This is a genomic window from Aestuariibaculum marinum (assembly GCF_014596975.1).
Taxonomy (GTDB): Bacteria; Bacteroidota; Bacteroidia; order Flavobacteriales; family Flavobacteriaceae; genus Aestuariibaculum; species Aestuariibaculum marinum.
This window is the reverse complement of record NZ_JACVXD010000004.1, coordinates 161,496-176,096: the sequence shown is the minus strand read 5'-3', so window position 1 is coordinate 176,096 and position 14,601 is coordinate 161,496. Positions and strand designations below refer to the sequence as shown.

14 protein-coding genes are annotated in these 14,601 nt (G+C 38.4%); 10 read left to right on the top strand and 4 right to left on the bottom strand.

Features of this window, described 5'->3' with window-relative positions; genetic code table 11:
* Positions 1-3 precede the first annotated feature (3 nt).
* The 5 genes from trpA (at position 4) to ICJ85_RS09585 (ending at position 4,390) form a co-directional block, all read left to right on the top strand.
* Positions 4-768 carry a tryptophan synthase subunit alpha gene (gene trpA / locus ICJ85_RS09605; protein WP_188223576.1) on the top strand — a complete coding sequence of 255 codons (765 nt, stop codon included), beginning with the start codon at positions 4-6 and terminating at the stop codon, positions 766-768.
* A 157-nt stretch (positions 769-925) separates the two neighbouring features.
* Complete coding sequence (locus ICJ85_RS09600) at positions 926-1,657, top strand: SIMPL domain-containing protein (RefSeq protein ID WP_188223575.1); 732 nt, start codon at positions 926-928, stop codon at positions 1,655-1,657.
* Positions 1,658-1,836: 179 nt separating this feature from the next.
* Positions 1,837-3,360 (top strand): bifunctional GNAT family N-acetyltransferase/carbon-nitrogen hydrolase family protein, encoded by a 1,524-nt coding sequence (locus tag ICJ85_RS09595; RefSeq protein ID WP_188223574.1) that lies wholly within the window; start codon positions 1,837-1,839, stop codon positions 3,358-3,360.
* Between the two features lie 107 nt (positions 3,361-3,467).
* Positions 3,468-3,875 carry a DUF805 domain-containing protein gene (locus tag ICJ85_RS09590; protein WP_188223573.1) on the top strand — a complete coding sequence of 136 codons (408 nt, stop codon included), beginning with the start codon at positions 3,468-3,470 and terminating at the stop codon, positions 3,873-3,875.
* A gap of 104 nt (positions 3,876-3,979) precedes the next feature.
* Positions 3,980-4,390 carry a DUF805 domain-containing protein gene (locus ICJ85_RS09585; protein WP_188223572.1) on the top strand — a complete coding sequence of 137 codons (411 nt, stop codon included), beginning with the start codon at positions 3,980-3,982 and terminating at the stop codon, positions 4,388-4,390.
* 316 nt (positions 4,391-4,706) lie between these two features.
* Here the strand turns inward: ICJ85_RS09585 and ICJ85_RS09580 are convergent, their stop codons facing one another.
* From ICJ85_RS09580 to ICJ85_RS09570, 3 genes are read right to left on the bottom strand one after another with little or no spacing between them, the layout of a single operon-like run.
* Positions 4,707-4,934: a VF530 family protein gene (locus ICJ85_RS09580; RefSeq protein WP_188223571.1), complete on the bottom strand. Its 228-nt coding sequence runs from the start codon at positions 4,932-4,934 to the stop codon at positions 4,707-4,709.
* Positions 4,934-5,149 carry a DUF6500 family protein gene (locus ICJ85_RS09575; RefSeq protein WP_188223570.1) on the bottom strand — a complete coding sequence of 72 codons (216 nt, stop codon included), beginning with the start codon at positions 5,147-5,149 and terminating at the stop codon, positions 4,934-4,936. The genes ICJ85_RS09580 and ICJ85_RS09575 overlap by 1 nt, the downstream gene beginning before the upstream one ends.
* Before the next feature lie 41 nt (positions 5,150-5,190).
* Entirely contained in the window at positions 5,191-6,468 is a 1,278-nt protein-coding gene (locus ICJ85_RS09570; protein WP_188223569.1) for a DEAD/DEAH box helicase, read from the bottom strand.
* A gap of 326 nt (positions 6,469-6,794) precedes the next feature.
* On the opposite strand from ICJ85_RS09570, the gene ICJ85_RS09565 reads away from it, so the two are divergent.
* From ICJ85_RS09565 to ICJ85_RS09550, 4 genes are all read left to right on the top strand, one after another.
* On the top strand, positions 6,795-8,333 hold the full coding sequence (locus ICJ85_RS09565; RefSeq protein ID WP_241739523.1) for an arylsulfatase: 1,539 nt from the start codon (positions 6,795-6,797) through the stop codon (positions 8,331-8,333).
* A gap of 231 nt (positions 8,334-8,564) precedes the next feature.
* Positions 8,565-10,118 carry an arylsulfatase gene (locus tag ICJ85_RS09560; protein ID WP_188223568.1) on the top strand — a complete coding sequence of 518 codons (1,554 nt, stop codon included), beginning with the start codon at positions 8,565-8,567 and terminating at the stop codon, positions 10,116-10,118.
* A 238-nt stretch (positions 10,119-10,356) separates the two neighbouring features.
* Complete coding sequence (locus tag ICJ85_RS09555) at positions 10,357-11,931, top strand: arylsulfatase (RefSeq protein ID WP_188223567.1); 1,575 nt, start codon at positions 10,357-10,359, stop codon at positions 11,929-11,931.
* Between the two features lie 204 nt (positions 11,932-12,135).
* The gene (locus tag ICJ85_RS09550; protein WP_188223566.1) at positions 12,136-12,351 is read left to right on the top strand and encodes a helix-turn-helix domain-containing protein; all 216 of its coding nucleotides are present in this window, start codon (positions 12,136-12,138) and stop codon (positions 12,349-12,351) included.
* Positions 12,352-12,920: 569 nt separating this feature from the next.
* Here the strand turns inward: ICJ85_RS09550 and ICJ85_RS09545 are convergent.
* Positions 12,921-13,565, bottom strand: a complete 645-nt coding sequence (locus tag ICJ85_RS09545) for a DUF6266 family protein (protein ID WP_262891403.1) — start codon at positions 13,563-13,565, stop codon at positions 12,921-12,923.
* Between the two features lie 454 nt (positions 13,566-14,019).
* Here ICJ85_RS09545 and ICJ85_RS09540 point away from each other — a divergent pair, with 454 nt between their 5' ends.
* Positions 14,020-14,586 (top strand): hypothetical protein, encoded by a 567-nt coding sequence (locus ICJ85_RS09540; protein WP_188223564.1) that lies wholly within the window; start codon positions 14,020-14,022, stop codon positions 14,584-14,586.
* Positions 14,587-14,601: the final 15 nt, after the last annotated feature.

Below are 14,601 nucleotides of genomic sequence, written 5' to 3'. Positions count from 1 at the left end.
TTTATGAACAGATTACAGCAAAAACTACAGGAAGATAAAAAGTTACTATCTATATATTTTACAGCCGGGTACCCAAGTTTGAATGATACCGTAAGTATTATTGAAGATTTAGAAAAAAGTGGTGTCGATTTAATTGAAATCGGATTACCATTTAGTGATCCTTTAGCCGATGGACCGACCATTCAGGCCAGCTCTACACAGGCGCTTAAAAACGGAATGACTACAGAAATCTTATTTAATCAACTAAAGGATATCCGTAAAACTGTTAATATTCCATTAATCATTATGGGGTATTTCAACCCGATGTTACAATATGGTGTAGAAGCCTTTTGTAAACAATGCCAAGAAATAGGCATCGACGGATTAATTATTCCCGATTTACCGGTAGACGTGTACCATGATGAGTACAAAGCTATTTTTGATAAGTATGGCTTAGTGAACGTGTTCTTAATTACACCACAAACCAGTGAAGAACGCATTCGTTATATCGATTCTATTTCTAACGGATTTATCTATATGGTAAGTAGCGCCAGCGTTACTGGTAGTCAGTCTGGCTTTGGAAACGAGCAAACAGCATACTTTAAACGTATCGCCGATATGAACCTAAAGAATCCTCAAATTGTTGGTTTCGGTATTAACAACAATGAAACCTTTACACAAGCCACAACCTATGCCAAAGGAGCCATCATTGGAAGTGCATTTATAAAGCATGTGTCTTCTGAAAAGTTAGATACTATTGGTGATTTTGTAAACGGTATTCTTCAATAAAACTTTATAAAAAACACATATTTAAAACCGATAAGACTTAAAACCTTATCGGTTTTTCATTTTATAGGATAAATACTTCTTTTTACTTAACTTAGTTGGCATGTTTCTTGTTACACTCATCTCAAATTCAATCCTATAAATTACAAATCTACTTCTCATGAAAAAGCATCTAAGTGCCCTTGTGTTTGCCATCGCTATCGTTGTGGCATCCATTATTTTCGGAAACGCTGTCATCAATCGAAATAAAAAAGCCGGCACCATTTCGGTCACCGGATTAGGCAAAACCGATTTCACTTCAGATCTTATTGTTTGGGAAGCCCGTTTTTCGCAGGTTAATGCCGATTTAAAACAAGCCTACGCCGACTTAAAAAAAGACAAAGAAGCGATTGTTTCTTATTTTAAGACTAAAGGTATTGCCGAAGATGCAATTATTTTTAGCGCTGTAGAAACCAATAAAAACATGAAGCAGAACTACTCCTCTGAAGGTAAGTATATGGGACAACAATTTACGGGTTATACATTAAGTCAGACCCTTCAAATCAATTCTAAAGACGTTGAGAAAGTTGAAAAATTATCCAGAGAAGTTACCGAACTTTTAAACAAAGGCATTCAACTGTATTCGGTAGCTCCCAGATATTATTACACCAAACTGGAAGACTTAAAAATTGAAATGGTCTCTAAAGCCACAGAGAACGCCAGACTTCGTGCCAAAAGCATTTCCGAAAACTCTGGAGCTAAACTAGGTGAATTATCCACAGCACAAATGGGGATTTTCCAGATTACTGGTCAAAACTCTAATGAAGATTACTCATGGGGTGGAGCCTTCAACACGTCGTCAAAAGAGAAAACGGCATCTATTACCATGAAACTCACCTACCTCATAGACTAGTATTAAATTTTAGCTAAAGCACAGTATCTTATATTTAATTTCCTTAAATTTCATCTGTTAATATGTATTATTAAATAGTCAGATGGAATGCCTTTATCATCAATTTCGGTTGGTTTGAAGTCAATTAATAAAGACCATTTCATAGCGCTTTTAGTTCTTAAACGCATACCTAAAATTTTATGGAAGAGATAGAAAATATTGAATTAGAATACCTGAGTTTAGACGATTACGACGAGTTGAAAGAAGCCATGATAGCTTCATATTCTTCTATGCCTGATGCTTACTGGCGTGAGTTTCAAATTAAGAAACTTATCGATATGTTTCCCGAAGGTCAGGTGGTCATTAAAGTGAATAATCAGATTGCTGGTTGCGCCCTTTGTATTATTGTAGACTACGATAAGTTTGGCGACAACCACACCTATAAAGATATTACCGGCAACTATACCTTTAGCACCCACAACCCTAAAGGAGATATCATCTATGGTATAGAAATATTTATTAAACCCGAATTCCGAGGACTACGTTTAGGTCGTCGTTTATACGATTACCGTAAGGAACTCTGCGAACGTTTAAACTTAAAAGGTTTAGCCTTCGGCGGAAGAATCCCTAATTATAAACAGTACGCCGATACGCTAAGCCCAAAAGAATACATTGCGAAAGTACGTAGCAAAGAGATTAACGATCCGGTATTAAACTTTCAAATATCTAACGACTTCCACCCTACCCGGATTATGAAAAACTATCTGGAAGGTGATGTAGATAGTAAAGATTACGCTGTACTTCTGGAGTGGGACAATATCTATTACGAAAAGCAGACCAAGCAGGCCGCAACCATAAAAAAGATTGTCCGACTAGGGCTCATACAATGGCAAATGCGTACTTATAAGGATTTAGATGAACTCATGCATCAGGCTGAATTCTTTGTAGATGCTGTTTCTGGGTACCGCAGTGACTTTGCTTTATTTCCGGAGTTTTTCAATGCGCCGCTAATGGCTGAAAACAACCACATGTCTACACCAGATGCCATTCGGGAACTGGCCAAACATACCTCAGAAATCGTCACCCGGTTTTCAAAACTAGCCATCAGTTATAACATTAATATCATTACAGGGAGTATGCCAGAAATGGTTAACGATAAATTATATAACGTAGGCTATTTGTGTAGACGTGACGGAACAACAGAACGCTATGAGAAACTCCACGTTACGCCAGATGAAGCTAAGGTATGGGGGATGGTAGGTGGAAATGAATTACAAACTTTTGAAACCGACTGTGGAAAAATTGGCGTCTTAATTTGCTACGACTCGGAGTTCCCGGAGTTAAGCCGATTACTTGCCGATGAAGGCATGGATATTCTGTTTGTACCGTTCTTAACCGATACTCAAAACGGCTACTCCCGTGTACGCCATTGTGCCCAGGCCAGAGCTATAGAAAACGAATGTTATGTGGCCATTGCCGGTAGTGTTGGGAACTTACCCAAAGTAGAGAATATGGATATTCAATACGCACAATCTATGGTGTTTACCCCATGTGATTTTGCCTTCCCAACCAATGGTATTAAAGCAGAAGCCACGCCCAATACCGAAATGATACTTATTGCTGATGTTGATATCGACCTGTTACGTGAACTCAACCAGTTTGGAAGCGTTAAAAACCTAAAAGACAGACGTAAGGATATTTTTAATTTACATAAGAAACAGTAAGACTTGAGAAGTATTTTACTACAATAACGGAAGGTTAATACATAGATTTAAAAATAAATTGACTATCTTGTTAATCCAAATCTATGTATTAACCAACTCCTAACATTATGAAATGGTATCTAAAAACCGTCTTAGACAACTATGCCAATTTTCATGGCAGAGCCCGTCGTAAAGCCTACTGGATTTTCTTCGCATTTAATTTACTCTTTGCCTACAGTATTGCTTATATAGCAAGTATACTGGTTGAACTCACAGACTTTATTCACTTCATGTGGTTACCTATTATTTACCTCATCGCTGTCGCCATTCCATCTGTTGCCGTTGGGGTGCGCCGCATGCACGATGTGGGTAAACCCGGTTGGTTTTTACTTATTCCTGTTTATAGCTTTATACTGGCGGTATCGGCTGGAGAAACCGGAACCAACAAATATGGCGAGGACCCTAAAAAGGAATGTCATGAAACCATTAAAGATTATATTAACGACATTATTGAATTACGTGAGCAACAATCATAAATTAAAGGTTTTTAATATAATTCATGACAGATAAGTTGTATGTTAAATGGTAATTTGAATATATTTACTGTCAAAATTAATTTACTAACTAACCCCAAATTTTTATGAATTGGTATTTAAAAGTCGTAAAAGATAATTACGCAAATTTTGATGGTCGTGCGCGCCGCAAAGAGTATTGGATGTTTAATTTAATCCATATGCTTATCTTATTTGGTCTAATCGCCATCTCTTTGGCAATCAGCATCTCATCTGATGCTCCAGGTTTTCTTTCTCTATACATAATTTATGCCCTTGCGACTTTTATTCCAGGCTTGGCAGTAACGGTGAGACGCCTACACGACCTTGGCAAAAGCGGATCGTACTTTTTCATTTACTTTATTCCACTCGTAGGACCGTTCTGGTTGTTATTCTTATTAATAACCGAAGGTGAACGCGGATCTAACAACTATGGTCCGGATCCTAAAAATGAAAATATAGAAGAGATAGACCAGATTGGTCAGGTGCAGGTAGACTAACGTACTGCTTCAATAAAAATAAAGAACAAAAAGTCGTCATTCCGAATGAAATGAAGGAATCTTTAAAAATCAAGATTCTGATTATGAGATTACTTCGAAATATAAATTTCTCGTAATGACGATTCTTTTATTGTAACAACTAAAAACATAATTGGTGAAGTGTGAAGCAAAAAACATTGTCAGACTGAGCCTGTCGAAGTCCTATTCTAAACAAGCCTGCCGTAAACCTAATCTAAAAATCGAAGACTAATCAATACTTCATCATATCCTCCTCATAATAACGTTCTATAAATCACTTTTTAGATAACTCTATTTTTTATCGCTTTTTCTGTTTCAGCATATTCAAATACATCGCCTCAACCTTAGCTCTTGCCCAGGGCGTACGTCTTAAAAATTTCAAACTGGATTTAACCGTCGGATTACTTTTAAAGCAATTAATGTTTACCGTATGCCCCATATACTCCCAACCATAATACGCCACCAAATCATTAATAATTTGCTCCAGCTTAACACCATGCATCGGGTTATTAGGTTGTGCTTCCATCAAGAGTGCTCTATTAAACTTTTTACTTTCAATGCCTTTTCAAAATGATCCAGTTTATGGGTTTGTATCCACCAAGTGGCGGCTTCCATTAATAACTCCGGATTGTCATTTTTGTTCTTAAAAAACGCATAAAAAGATATCCCAACCTGATCGCCTTTGGCTGCTATCTTCTTATTACAAACATCTATTATAATGTCTTTTAAACTTTGACGCATACTCCAGTATTGAATTATCTACTGACTTAATATTTATAAACTTAAGAATTGCTTCTTCTGTTACGGGTACGTCTGCCACGCGCCTGACTTTTATCGGTATTGCCCTTTTGTGCACTGTTTTCAGACTTTGCCTTCCCAGGATTACGTCTACCTTGCTGACGCTTCTCTGGCTTGGTCGATGCATTTGGGTCGGGCTCAAACCCCGCTTCAATTGATACGGGAATCTTTAATCCTATTAGCTTTTCAATATCTCTTAAATAGGTCGTTTCATCGGCACTTACTAAAGATAAAGCTTCCCCTTGCGCTCCGGCTCTACCAGTACGCCCAATACGATGTACATAATCTTCAGAAACGTTTGGTAACTCGTAATTAATCACATGAGGTAATAACGGAATATCCAGTCCACGAGCCGCAATATCGGTTGCTACCAATACACGAACGCTACCGCTTTTAAATCCGGCCAAGGCTTTAGTACGTGCCCCCTGACTTTTATTACCATGAATGGCTGCAGACGTTATTCCAGCCTTTTTCAATTTTTCACTTAACTTATTGGCGCCGTGCTTGGTTCTGGTAAACACCAAAACCTGTTTCCATTTTCCATCAGAAATCAGTTTGGTTAATAACCCAGCCTTTAAACCTTTGGCAACACGATATACTTTTTGACTAATAGCATCGACTGTCGTATTTTCGGGTGTAGCCTCCACCTGCACAGGGTGTCTTAAAATTCCATGTGCCAATTTTTTTATCTCAGGTGAGAAGGTTGCCGAAAACATTAAGTTTTGGCGCTTCTCCGGCATGATGCTAATCACACGTTCTATATCACGTAAAAAACCCATATCCAGCATACGGTCGGCTTCATCAAGCACAAAAATCTCCACGCGCTTTAAAGACACTAAGCCCTGACGTTGTAAATCTAACAAACGTCCCGGTGTCGCCACCAACACATCTACACCTCGCCTTATAGTCGTGGCCTGTGGTTTCTGGTTTACACCACCAAAAATAACAGCACTGCGTATGTTTAAATGAGCACTGTATGCTCTAACATTATCGTATACCTGTGCGGCAAGCTCTCGGGTTGGTGTTAAAATCAAGGCGCGAATAGGACGATATTTTTCCTTAGGGTTTTCCGATAAGGTATGTAATAAGGGTAAGGTAAATCCAGCGGTTTTACCGGTTCCGGTTTGTGCCGAAGCCAAAACATCGTGCCCTTCTAATATTGGTGGAATGGCTTTTTGTTGAATCGGACTTGGGGTTGTGTATCCTTTTTCGCTAATTGCTTTTAGCAAGGCATCAGATAAGCCTAAGGTGGTAAATGACATAAAAATAATTTAGTAAACCCTTTTCGGGTTGTTGAGATGAACATGCATTCTTGTAGACCACCTCGTTTTGTTAAGGCACAAAGGTACAGCTAATTTATGGCTTCACAGGATTTATTTGTAAAACCTCAATATTAAGTTCTGTAACCGTACATAACAAAGAGGCTTTTCTTATGTATTCCTGAACATCTCACCTAACAAGCTGCTATAAACTTTAACAATTTAACAATCAACATACTGTTGTCTAAGTTCATTTTTATACGTATTTTTAAGAATTACTCTACAAATTATGATTAACACTTAATTTTTAAACTTTAATTTCTGTACTTATGATTAAAACCAAACTTTTATTAAAACGAATACTTCTCATGGCATTGGTGCTTCCTTTATTCGCCTCTGCTCAAAGCAAGAAAAAACCAAACATCCTTATTATATGGGGTGACGATGTTGGTATGTGGAACTTAAGTGCCTACCACCGTGGCATGATGGGAGGCTCTACACCTAACATCGATAAAATTGCCGATGAAGGTATGTTATTTATGGACCATTATGCACAACCGTCCTGTACGGCTGGTCGTGCCGCATTTATTACTGGACAATACCCTATACGTGTAGGGTTAGCAACCGTAGGTTTACCTGGCGCTCCTCAAGGTATGAGTGAAAAAGACCCAACATTAGCGACACTATTAAAACCAATGGGCTATGCTACCGGACAATTTGGTAAAAACCATTTAGGCGATCGCGACGAGCATTTACCTACCAATCATGGGTTTGATGAGTTCTTCGGAATTTTATACCACTTAAATGCTGGTGAATATACAGAGCTTTACGATTTCCCTAAAGACCCTGAAGTAGCAAAACAATTTGCGCAACGTGGAGTTATTCATTCCTGGGCACAAGCAGATGGTAGTCAGAAAATAGAAGATAAAGGTGGCTTTGGTGCTGAACGTCAAAAAACATTGGACTGGGAGATTTTAAAAGAATCTAAACGTTTTATAACCGATGCCGTAAAAGACGATAAGCCGTTTTTTGTTTGGCATAACTTAACCCGTATGCACATGCATACGCACCTTTCTGAAAAATACGATGGCGTTACTGGCTATGGTTTGTATGCCGATGGTGTTAAGGAAATGGACGATATTGTTGGCGAGCTTTTAAGTTTACTTGAAGAATTAGATGTTGACGACAATACCATTGTTATGTTCTCTACTGATAACGGTGCTTACTCTTTTGTATGGCCTGATGGTGGTAACCATCCGTTTCGTGGTGAAAAAGGTGTAGGTGGCTATGAAGGTGGCTTTAAAGTTCCTATGATGGTAAAATGGCCTGGCGTAATTCCTGAAGGAACAACTACCGGAGAATTTATGACTATGGAAGACTGGTTACCAACTATTATGTCTCAATTAGGAGAGCCTGACCTTAAAGAAAAAATGCTTGACAGCTATAAAGCAGGAAAAAGAAGCTACGAAAAAATCCATTTAGATGGGTACGACCAAACAGATCTTATCACGAAAAAAGGACCTTCCAAACGTAAAGAATTCTTCTATTTTACAGAAACTACTTTACATGGTGTTCGTTATGGAGACTACAAGTTTTTATTCAAAAAACAAGACAAGTGGTTTAATGGTGTACAACAAGATATGGTAACTCCTATTGTTGTTAATCTTAAATTAGACCCTTTTGAACGTTTTATAGAATCTCGCGGCTATAACGAATGGTTAGAAGACCGTGCCTGGACATATGCACCAGCATTTGGAAAAATAAGTGTGTTTATGCAATCTTTAAAAGAATATCCGCCGCGAATGAAAAGTATGGAGTTCGATATTGATGAAGAGTTAAGAAAATTAACACCGACAAGTAAAAACTAAAACATTCTAAAAACGGTATTAATTATAATACGTAAAACAAAATTAACAAAAACGCCTGAGTATTTTTCTCAGGCGTTTTTTATTCAATCCTTTTAAAGATCCCTGCTATGCTTAACATTCATGTTAAATTTTAACAATTTAACAATCAATATGCTGTTGCCTAGAATTATTATTATACGTATTTTTAAGAATTACTCTACAAATTATGATTAACACTTAATTTTTATAATTATGATTAAAACTAAACACTTAATTAAACGAATACTGTTTGGGGTATTTGTATTACCGTTAGTTACACTAGCACAAGACAAGCCCAACATTTTAATCATCTTTCCGGATGATGTAGGTTGGAGTAACGTAAGTGCTTATGGCAATGGCGTTATGGGTTATACAACACCTAATATAGACCGTATTGCTAAAGAAGGTGCCATGTTTACAGAACACTACGCGCAACCAAGCTGTACAGCGGGGCGTGCCGCATTAATTACCGGACAATACCCTATTAGAAGTGGTATGACCACCGTTGGTAGACCTGGTGGTCCGTTAGGATTAAAAAAAGAATCGCCAACCCTTGCCGAAGTGCTTAAAGAACAAGGTTACGCCACAGGGCAATTTGGTAAAAACCATTTAGGTGATCTTAATTCGCATTTACCAACCGTTCATGGTTTTGATGAGTTCTTTGGAAATTTATATCACTTAAACACTCAGGAAGAATTCGAGCAAAAAGATTATCCACAGGACCCTGAATTCTTTAAAAAATTTGGTACTCGAGGGGTTTTACATACCTGGGCGACTGATAAAGATGACACGACTGAAGATCCTCGCTTTGGTAAGGTTGGTAAACAACGTATTGAAGATACCGGACAACTTTCAAGAAAACGTATGGAAACCGTAGACGAAGAGTTTATGGCAGCTTCTTTAGATTTCATTAAAAGAGCACAAGATGATGATAAACCGTATTTTGTTTGGTTTAATCCAAGTAGAATGCACATGTACACGCATTTAAAACCTGAGAGTCGCTATTTAGCACTTGAGCATACTACCGAGCACGATATGTATGGTAGCGGTATGATGGAACATGATATGATGATAGGCGAAATGTTAGATAAACTTGAAAAAATGGGGGCTTTAGAGAACACTATAGTTATCTATTCTACCGATAACGGTCCGGAACATAGCGCACGCTTACATGGTGGTACCACACCGTTTAGAGGTGAAAAAATGACAACCTACGAAGGTGGTGTTCGTGTACCTATGATGGTGATGTGGAAGGATCATATTCCAGCCGGCCAAACACTTAGAGGTATTCAATCGCACATGGACATCTTTACAACCTTAGCAGCCGCAGCAGGTGTGCCAGATGTTGCTGATAAGATGATGAAAGAGAAAAAACAATATATCGACGGAGTTAATAACCTTGATTATTGGTTAGGCAAAAGCGACAAAAGTGAGCGTAATAATTTCATATATTATCACGAATCTACTATAAGAGCTATTCGAATTAATCAATGGAAATTACACTTTGAAACCAGTGAAAACTATTACGCACCTTATGAAAAACAAAAGTTTCCTATTATGTACAACATCCATTTTGATCCTTTTGAAAGTTTTGACAACCTAACGGATCGTTCAGATATTATACAGAAGAAACAATTCGTAAATGAACCTGTTCAGGAAATTCTTGGAGAACATATTAAATCTCTTCAGGAATATCCGCCTGTACAAAAAGCAGCTACTCTTGATTTCTCCGAACTGGTAAAACAACTGGGAGAAGGTAAACAATAAAAAAACCTCATAACATTAGAAAGCCCGAGACTATAATCTCGGGCTTTTTTATTGCTTTACCTTCACAACCAACAAATACATGGTATTTCAATTTCATGTATCCATAACACAAAGAAATATTAACTATCAGTAAATTACACAAATATTCGTATCTTTAGAAAAACCATTACAAACCAATTATTTCTACAAGGGTTATACCGGAAAATTTAATTATTAACCTTTAACTTTTTACAACATTATGATTAAAAACACCCCTCTATTTAAGCGAATACTTTTATTGGTATTTGCACTTCCTTTATTTGCGCTTGCACAAGACAAACCCAATATTTTAGTTATTATGGTAGACGACGTGGCGCCTAACTCCTTAGGGTGCTACAGTTTAGGTATGCAATACCCAACGCCAAACATCGACCGTATTGCTAAAGAAGGTGCGATATTTACCGACCACTACTCACAACCCAGTTGTACTGCCGGGCGTGCCGCCTTTATTACCGGACAAAAACCAGTACGTACCGGATTAACCACCGTAGGGCAACCAGGTAACCCTCTGGGACTTAAAAAAGAAGACCCTACCCTGGCAGAATTATTGAAACCTATGGGCTACATGACAGCTCAGTACGGTAAAAACCACTTAGGAGACCGTAACGAGCATTTACCAACAGTTCACGGGTTCGATGAGTTCTTTGGTAACCTGTACCACTTAAATGTATCGGAAGAAGAAGAACAAGCCGATTACCCAAAAAGCGAAGCCTTCTACGAAAAATATGGGCCTCGAGGTATTATCGAATCTTATGCTACAGACTCTTATGACAGCACCGAAGATCCGCGCTTTGGCGTTATTGGTAAACAAAAGGTTACCGATATTGGTAAACTAACGTCTAAGCGTATGGAAACCTTTGATGAAGAATTGGTAGCTAAAACCAAAGATTTCATGAAACGTGCTAAAGATGCTAAAAAGCCATTCTTTATCTGGCATGCTACCAGCCGTATGCATGTGTACACGCACTTAAAAGAAGCATCTCGAAACCTTGCCACACCAATTAGTACCGATATGGACTTATTTGGTTCTGGTTTAATGGAGCACGACGGGCACGTAGGGCAACTGTTAGATTATATGGAAGATTTAGGAATAGATGAAAATACTATTGTTATTTACACAACCGATAACGGCCCAGAGCAAAGTACCTTCCCACATGCAGGGGTTACTATGTTTAGAGGCGAAAAAATGACCACATACGAAGGTGGTGTACGTTCGCCATTTATGGTACGCTGGCCTAAAAATATTCCTGCAGGCTTAGTTAGAAACGGTATCTCTGCTCACGAAGACGTGTTACCTACCCTTATGGCAGCTGTAGGTAAAGAAAACATTAAAGACGATTTAAAGAAAGGCTATAAAGCCGGCGATATGACTTATAAAGTTTATGTAGACGGATTCCAGAATCTAGACTACTGGACAGGTAAAGCTGATAAGTCTGCCAGAAACTATTTCTTTTATTACTACGAATCTGGTTTAACGGCTATGCGTGTAGGTCCATGGAAAATGCACTTTGCAACCAAAGAGCGTTATTTTGACGATATGGTAAGCCATACCATGCCGCAACTATTCAATTTAAGAAAAGACCCATTTGAAAAATACGACGATATTACTGGTTTCCATTTAATTATGGAGAAATCTTGGGTTATGCAACCTGCTATTGGTTTATTGAGCGAGCACCTGGCAACATTTAAAGAGTTTCCGCCACGTCAGGCAGCTGCTTCGTTAGATATTAACAAGGCTATTGATGCCATTTTAAAATCTGACACCAGACAATAATTACTTTACCATATTAAATACAAAACACCCGGCCCCTTGGTTCGGGTGTTTTTTTTTGTTTGCAACAGAATACGTTCATCAAAAAATACGTAGAAGTAAGTATTTTTTAATTATAAGATTTTTATTAACTATGTGATTTACAATTCATTAATCCATGTATTTATGACATAAATGTCGTTACACAAGTACCCAAAGCCCTCTATTATGAAACCTGAACACCCTAAAAAACATGCTTTTAAAGATGAGCACTGGATGACCGCCGATGAAGTACAACGCTTCTTTAAAATTAGCCGAAGCACTTTATACCGCTGGTGCAAACAAAAACAACTGCCTTACACCACTATGGGAGGCACGCGCTACTACCCGAAGTATTTTACCCTGAATTTGATGCAGCATAATATGCGTTGGGAAGATTTGTAGGTAGCTGTGGAAACCAAAGATGGAGATTCCGAAACCAGTTTGGAATGACATACTCCTCATTGTCATGCTGAGCTTGTTTACCATACTCTTCCTCTGTCATGCTGAATTCATTTAGCTTCGCTGAATCTTCGATTTCAGCATCTATAGCCATCCTTCCAGTTAGACCCTGAATCAAGTATAGTAACAGCAATAGTTAGCAAACACAGAGTGGTTTATCTAATAGATTCCGAAACCAGTTCGGAATGACAAACTCCCCATTGTCATGCTGAATTCATTTCAGCATCTATAGCCACCCTTCCAGTTAGACCCTGAATCAAGTAAAGTAACAACATTAGTTAGTCAGCACAAAGTGGTTTATCTGATAGATTCCGAAACAAGTTCGGAATGACAAAATCCCCCTGTCATGCTGAACTTGATTCAGCATCTCTACCCCTTGTGGCCAGACCCTGAATCAAGTTCAGGGTGACACCACCACAACTGTCATGTCTGCGCAGAAATAAATAAAAAAGTGAGAAGCACAACACCCCTCACTATTTACAACTCACGTCTCACGACATACGTCTTACTCCTTACGATACCGTCACCGCACCTAAAAACGTACTCGTCGCAGCCAGTTGCTTATCAGCTGTTACAAAGGTTGCCCAGGCCTGAACCTGCTGCCCTGCCCAGTATGGTGGCAGTGGCATTTGTACGGTCGTTAAATCGCGTGTCCCTGCCGGATTAGCCGTTTCAAACAAATCGAGCGACTCGCAATACACGACCACCACCAGCTCGTCGGTAGTGGTGGCATTACCCTGTCCGCTGTTATCATCCCAGGTGATGGTGAGTTCCTGACTGGCTGCGGCTACCACTGCCCCGTTGGCCAGTCCGCGTAAATCACCTTTCGCAATAAGTACTTTAGGGTAATCAATGGTATAGTCGCCCAACCCATCGGGTAACAAAGCTTCTTTTAACACATAACCCGTAGCCAGATTAAAAGCACTTTTATCGCCCTGCTGTTTACCATAATACGCCGACAAGATAGTTTTAATAGGCGTTACAAAACCTATAGCCGTTTTAAACCGCACCCGCTGATCGAGCTGTGCTGCTGTTGGTACATAATTACCGCGCTGCGGCAAACTGCGCATAATATCTTGTCCGCGCCAACGTGCACCCACCACGTTACCTACTTTTCCGGAGAACCCTCCAAGGATGCCTTTACTAAATTTTCCCATGATATATGATTTTTAGGGGTTAAACAGCTCGAAACTAGCACACAACCACCTGATTCACAAACCTGTGGCACCATTTGACACACATTGACACAGCATGAGACCATTTGAGACAGTTTGGGACGATTTGAGACTGAAGCCAAAAAAACAGGGGTTTTGTTGCAGTTTTGTTCGAGGTTTGTTCAGCTCTCGCTCAGGGTTATATTTTTAAAAAACAGCTTTAGCTGAACATGGGTGGTATAAGACTGCTGTTAAACAGGAATACAAACTATGCACAACTGTTAATAAGTCTTTATAACTGTGCGTAACTTCGTTTTAAAAATGTAAGAATAAGCGTTATATTTAAAACCTGAAATATGTTGTTATCCTACCTCGTTAGGATATTATCAAACAAATAATAACGCATATAAACAAGTTGGCATGCATTTAATACAACACTAAAAATATAACTTTAAAAATGAGATTCTGGTTAGGATTTTTTATTGCACTTTTTGGAGGCTTAATTGGAATTGGTCTTTTACGTGATTTGATAAAGTCATTTTTTATTGGAATCAATGATTTTCACCTCGACATTTTTTCTGCTTTAATGCTTGTAATTGGATTAATTATTACCGCTATAGATAATTCAAAGCAATCGAAATATTTAAAGAAATTAGAAGACGAACAAGTAGGAAGAACACTTAAACCAAATCAAAGAAATTTGCTTTTAGAAAACTTGAAAAATCTTCCAATTACAAAAGTGGTTTTAATGGGTATTCAAGGCGATAGAGAATCTATTAGATTTGCAAATACAATAAAAGATGTCTTAATTGAAGCTGGTTGGGAAGTTGATGGTGTCTGGGAGGAAATAATAATTGGCGGAGTTGGCTCTGGCGTAATAATTCGTGAAAATTCTTTAAAACAAGATTCAACTGGCAATGTCATAAACGAAACATTTAATAAAAATAATATCAACACTCGAGTAGTAGAAAAAACAGATCTTTCGACAGAACGAATTGAAATCATAGTTGGTTCACGTCCTTGAAGTATTGTGTGAAAA

Bases quoted from the DNA above. Each gene is read 5' to 3' on its own strand.
- trpA (WP_188223576.1), top strand. From the start codon at position 4: ATGAACAGATTACAGCAAAAACTACAGGAAGATAAAAAGTTACTATCT.
- ICJ85_RS09600 (WP_188223575.1), top strand. From the start codon at position 926: ATGAAAAAGCATCTAAGTGCCCTTGTGTTTGCCATCGCTATCGTTGTG.
- ICJ85_RS09595 (WP_188223574.1), top strand. From the start codon at position 1,837: ATGGAAGAGATAGAAAATATTGAATTAGAATACCTGAGTTTAGACGAT.
- ICJ85_RS09590 (WP_188223573.1), top strand. From the start codon at position 3,468: ATGAAATGGTATCTAAAAACCGTCTTAGACAACTATGCCAATTTTCAT.
- ICJ85_RS09585 (WP_188223572.1), top strand. From the start codon at position 3,980: ATGAATTGGTATTTAAAAGTCGTAAAAGATAATTACGCAAATTTTGAT.
- ICJ85_RS09580 (WP_188223571.1), bottom strand. From the start codon at position 4,934: ATGGAAGCACAACCTAATAACCCGATGCATGGTGTTAAGCTGGAGCAA.
- ICJ85_RS09575 (WP_188223570.1), bottom strand. From the start codon at position 5,149: ATGCGTCAAAGTTTAAAAGACATTATAATAGATGTTTGTAATAAGAAG.
- ICJ85_RS09570 (WP_188223569.1), bottom strand. From the start codon at position 6,468: ATGTCATTTACCACCTTAGGCTTATCTGATGCCTTGCTAAAAGCAATT.
- ICJ85_RS09565 (WP_241739523.1), top strand. From the start codon at position 6,795: ATGATTAAAACCAAACTTTTATTAAAACGAATACTTCTCATGGCATTG.
- ICJ85_RS09560 (WP_188223568.1), top strand. From the start codon at position 8,565: ATGATTAAAACTAAACACTTAATTAAACGAATACTGTTTGGGGTATTT.
- ICJ85_RS09555 (WP_188223567.1), top strand. From the start codon at position 10,357: ATGATTAAAAACACCCCTCTATTTAAGCGAATACTTTTATTGGTATTT.
- ICJ85_RS09550 (WP_188223566.1), top strand. From the start codon at position 12,136: ATGAAACCTGAACACCCTAAAAAACATGCTTTTAAAGATGAGCACTGG.
- ICJ85_RS09545 (WP_262891403.1), bottom strand. From the start codon at position 13,565: ATGGGAAAATTTAGTAAAGGCATCCTTGGAGGGTTCTCCGGAAAAGTA.
- ICJ85_RS09540 (WP_188223564.1), top strand. From the start codon at position 14,020: ATGAGATTCTGGTTAGGATTTTTTATTGCACTTTTTGGAGGCTTAATT.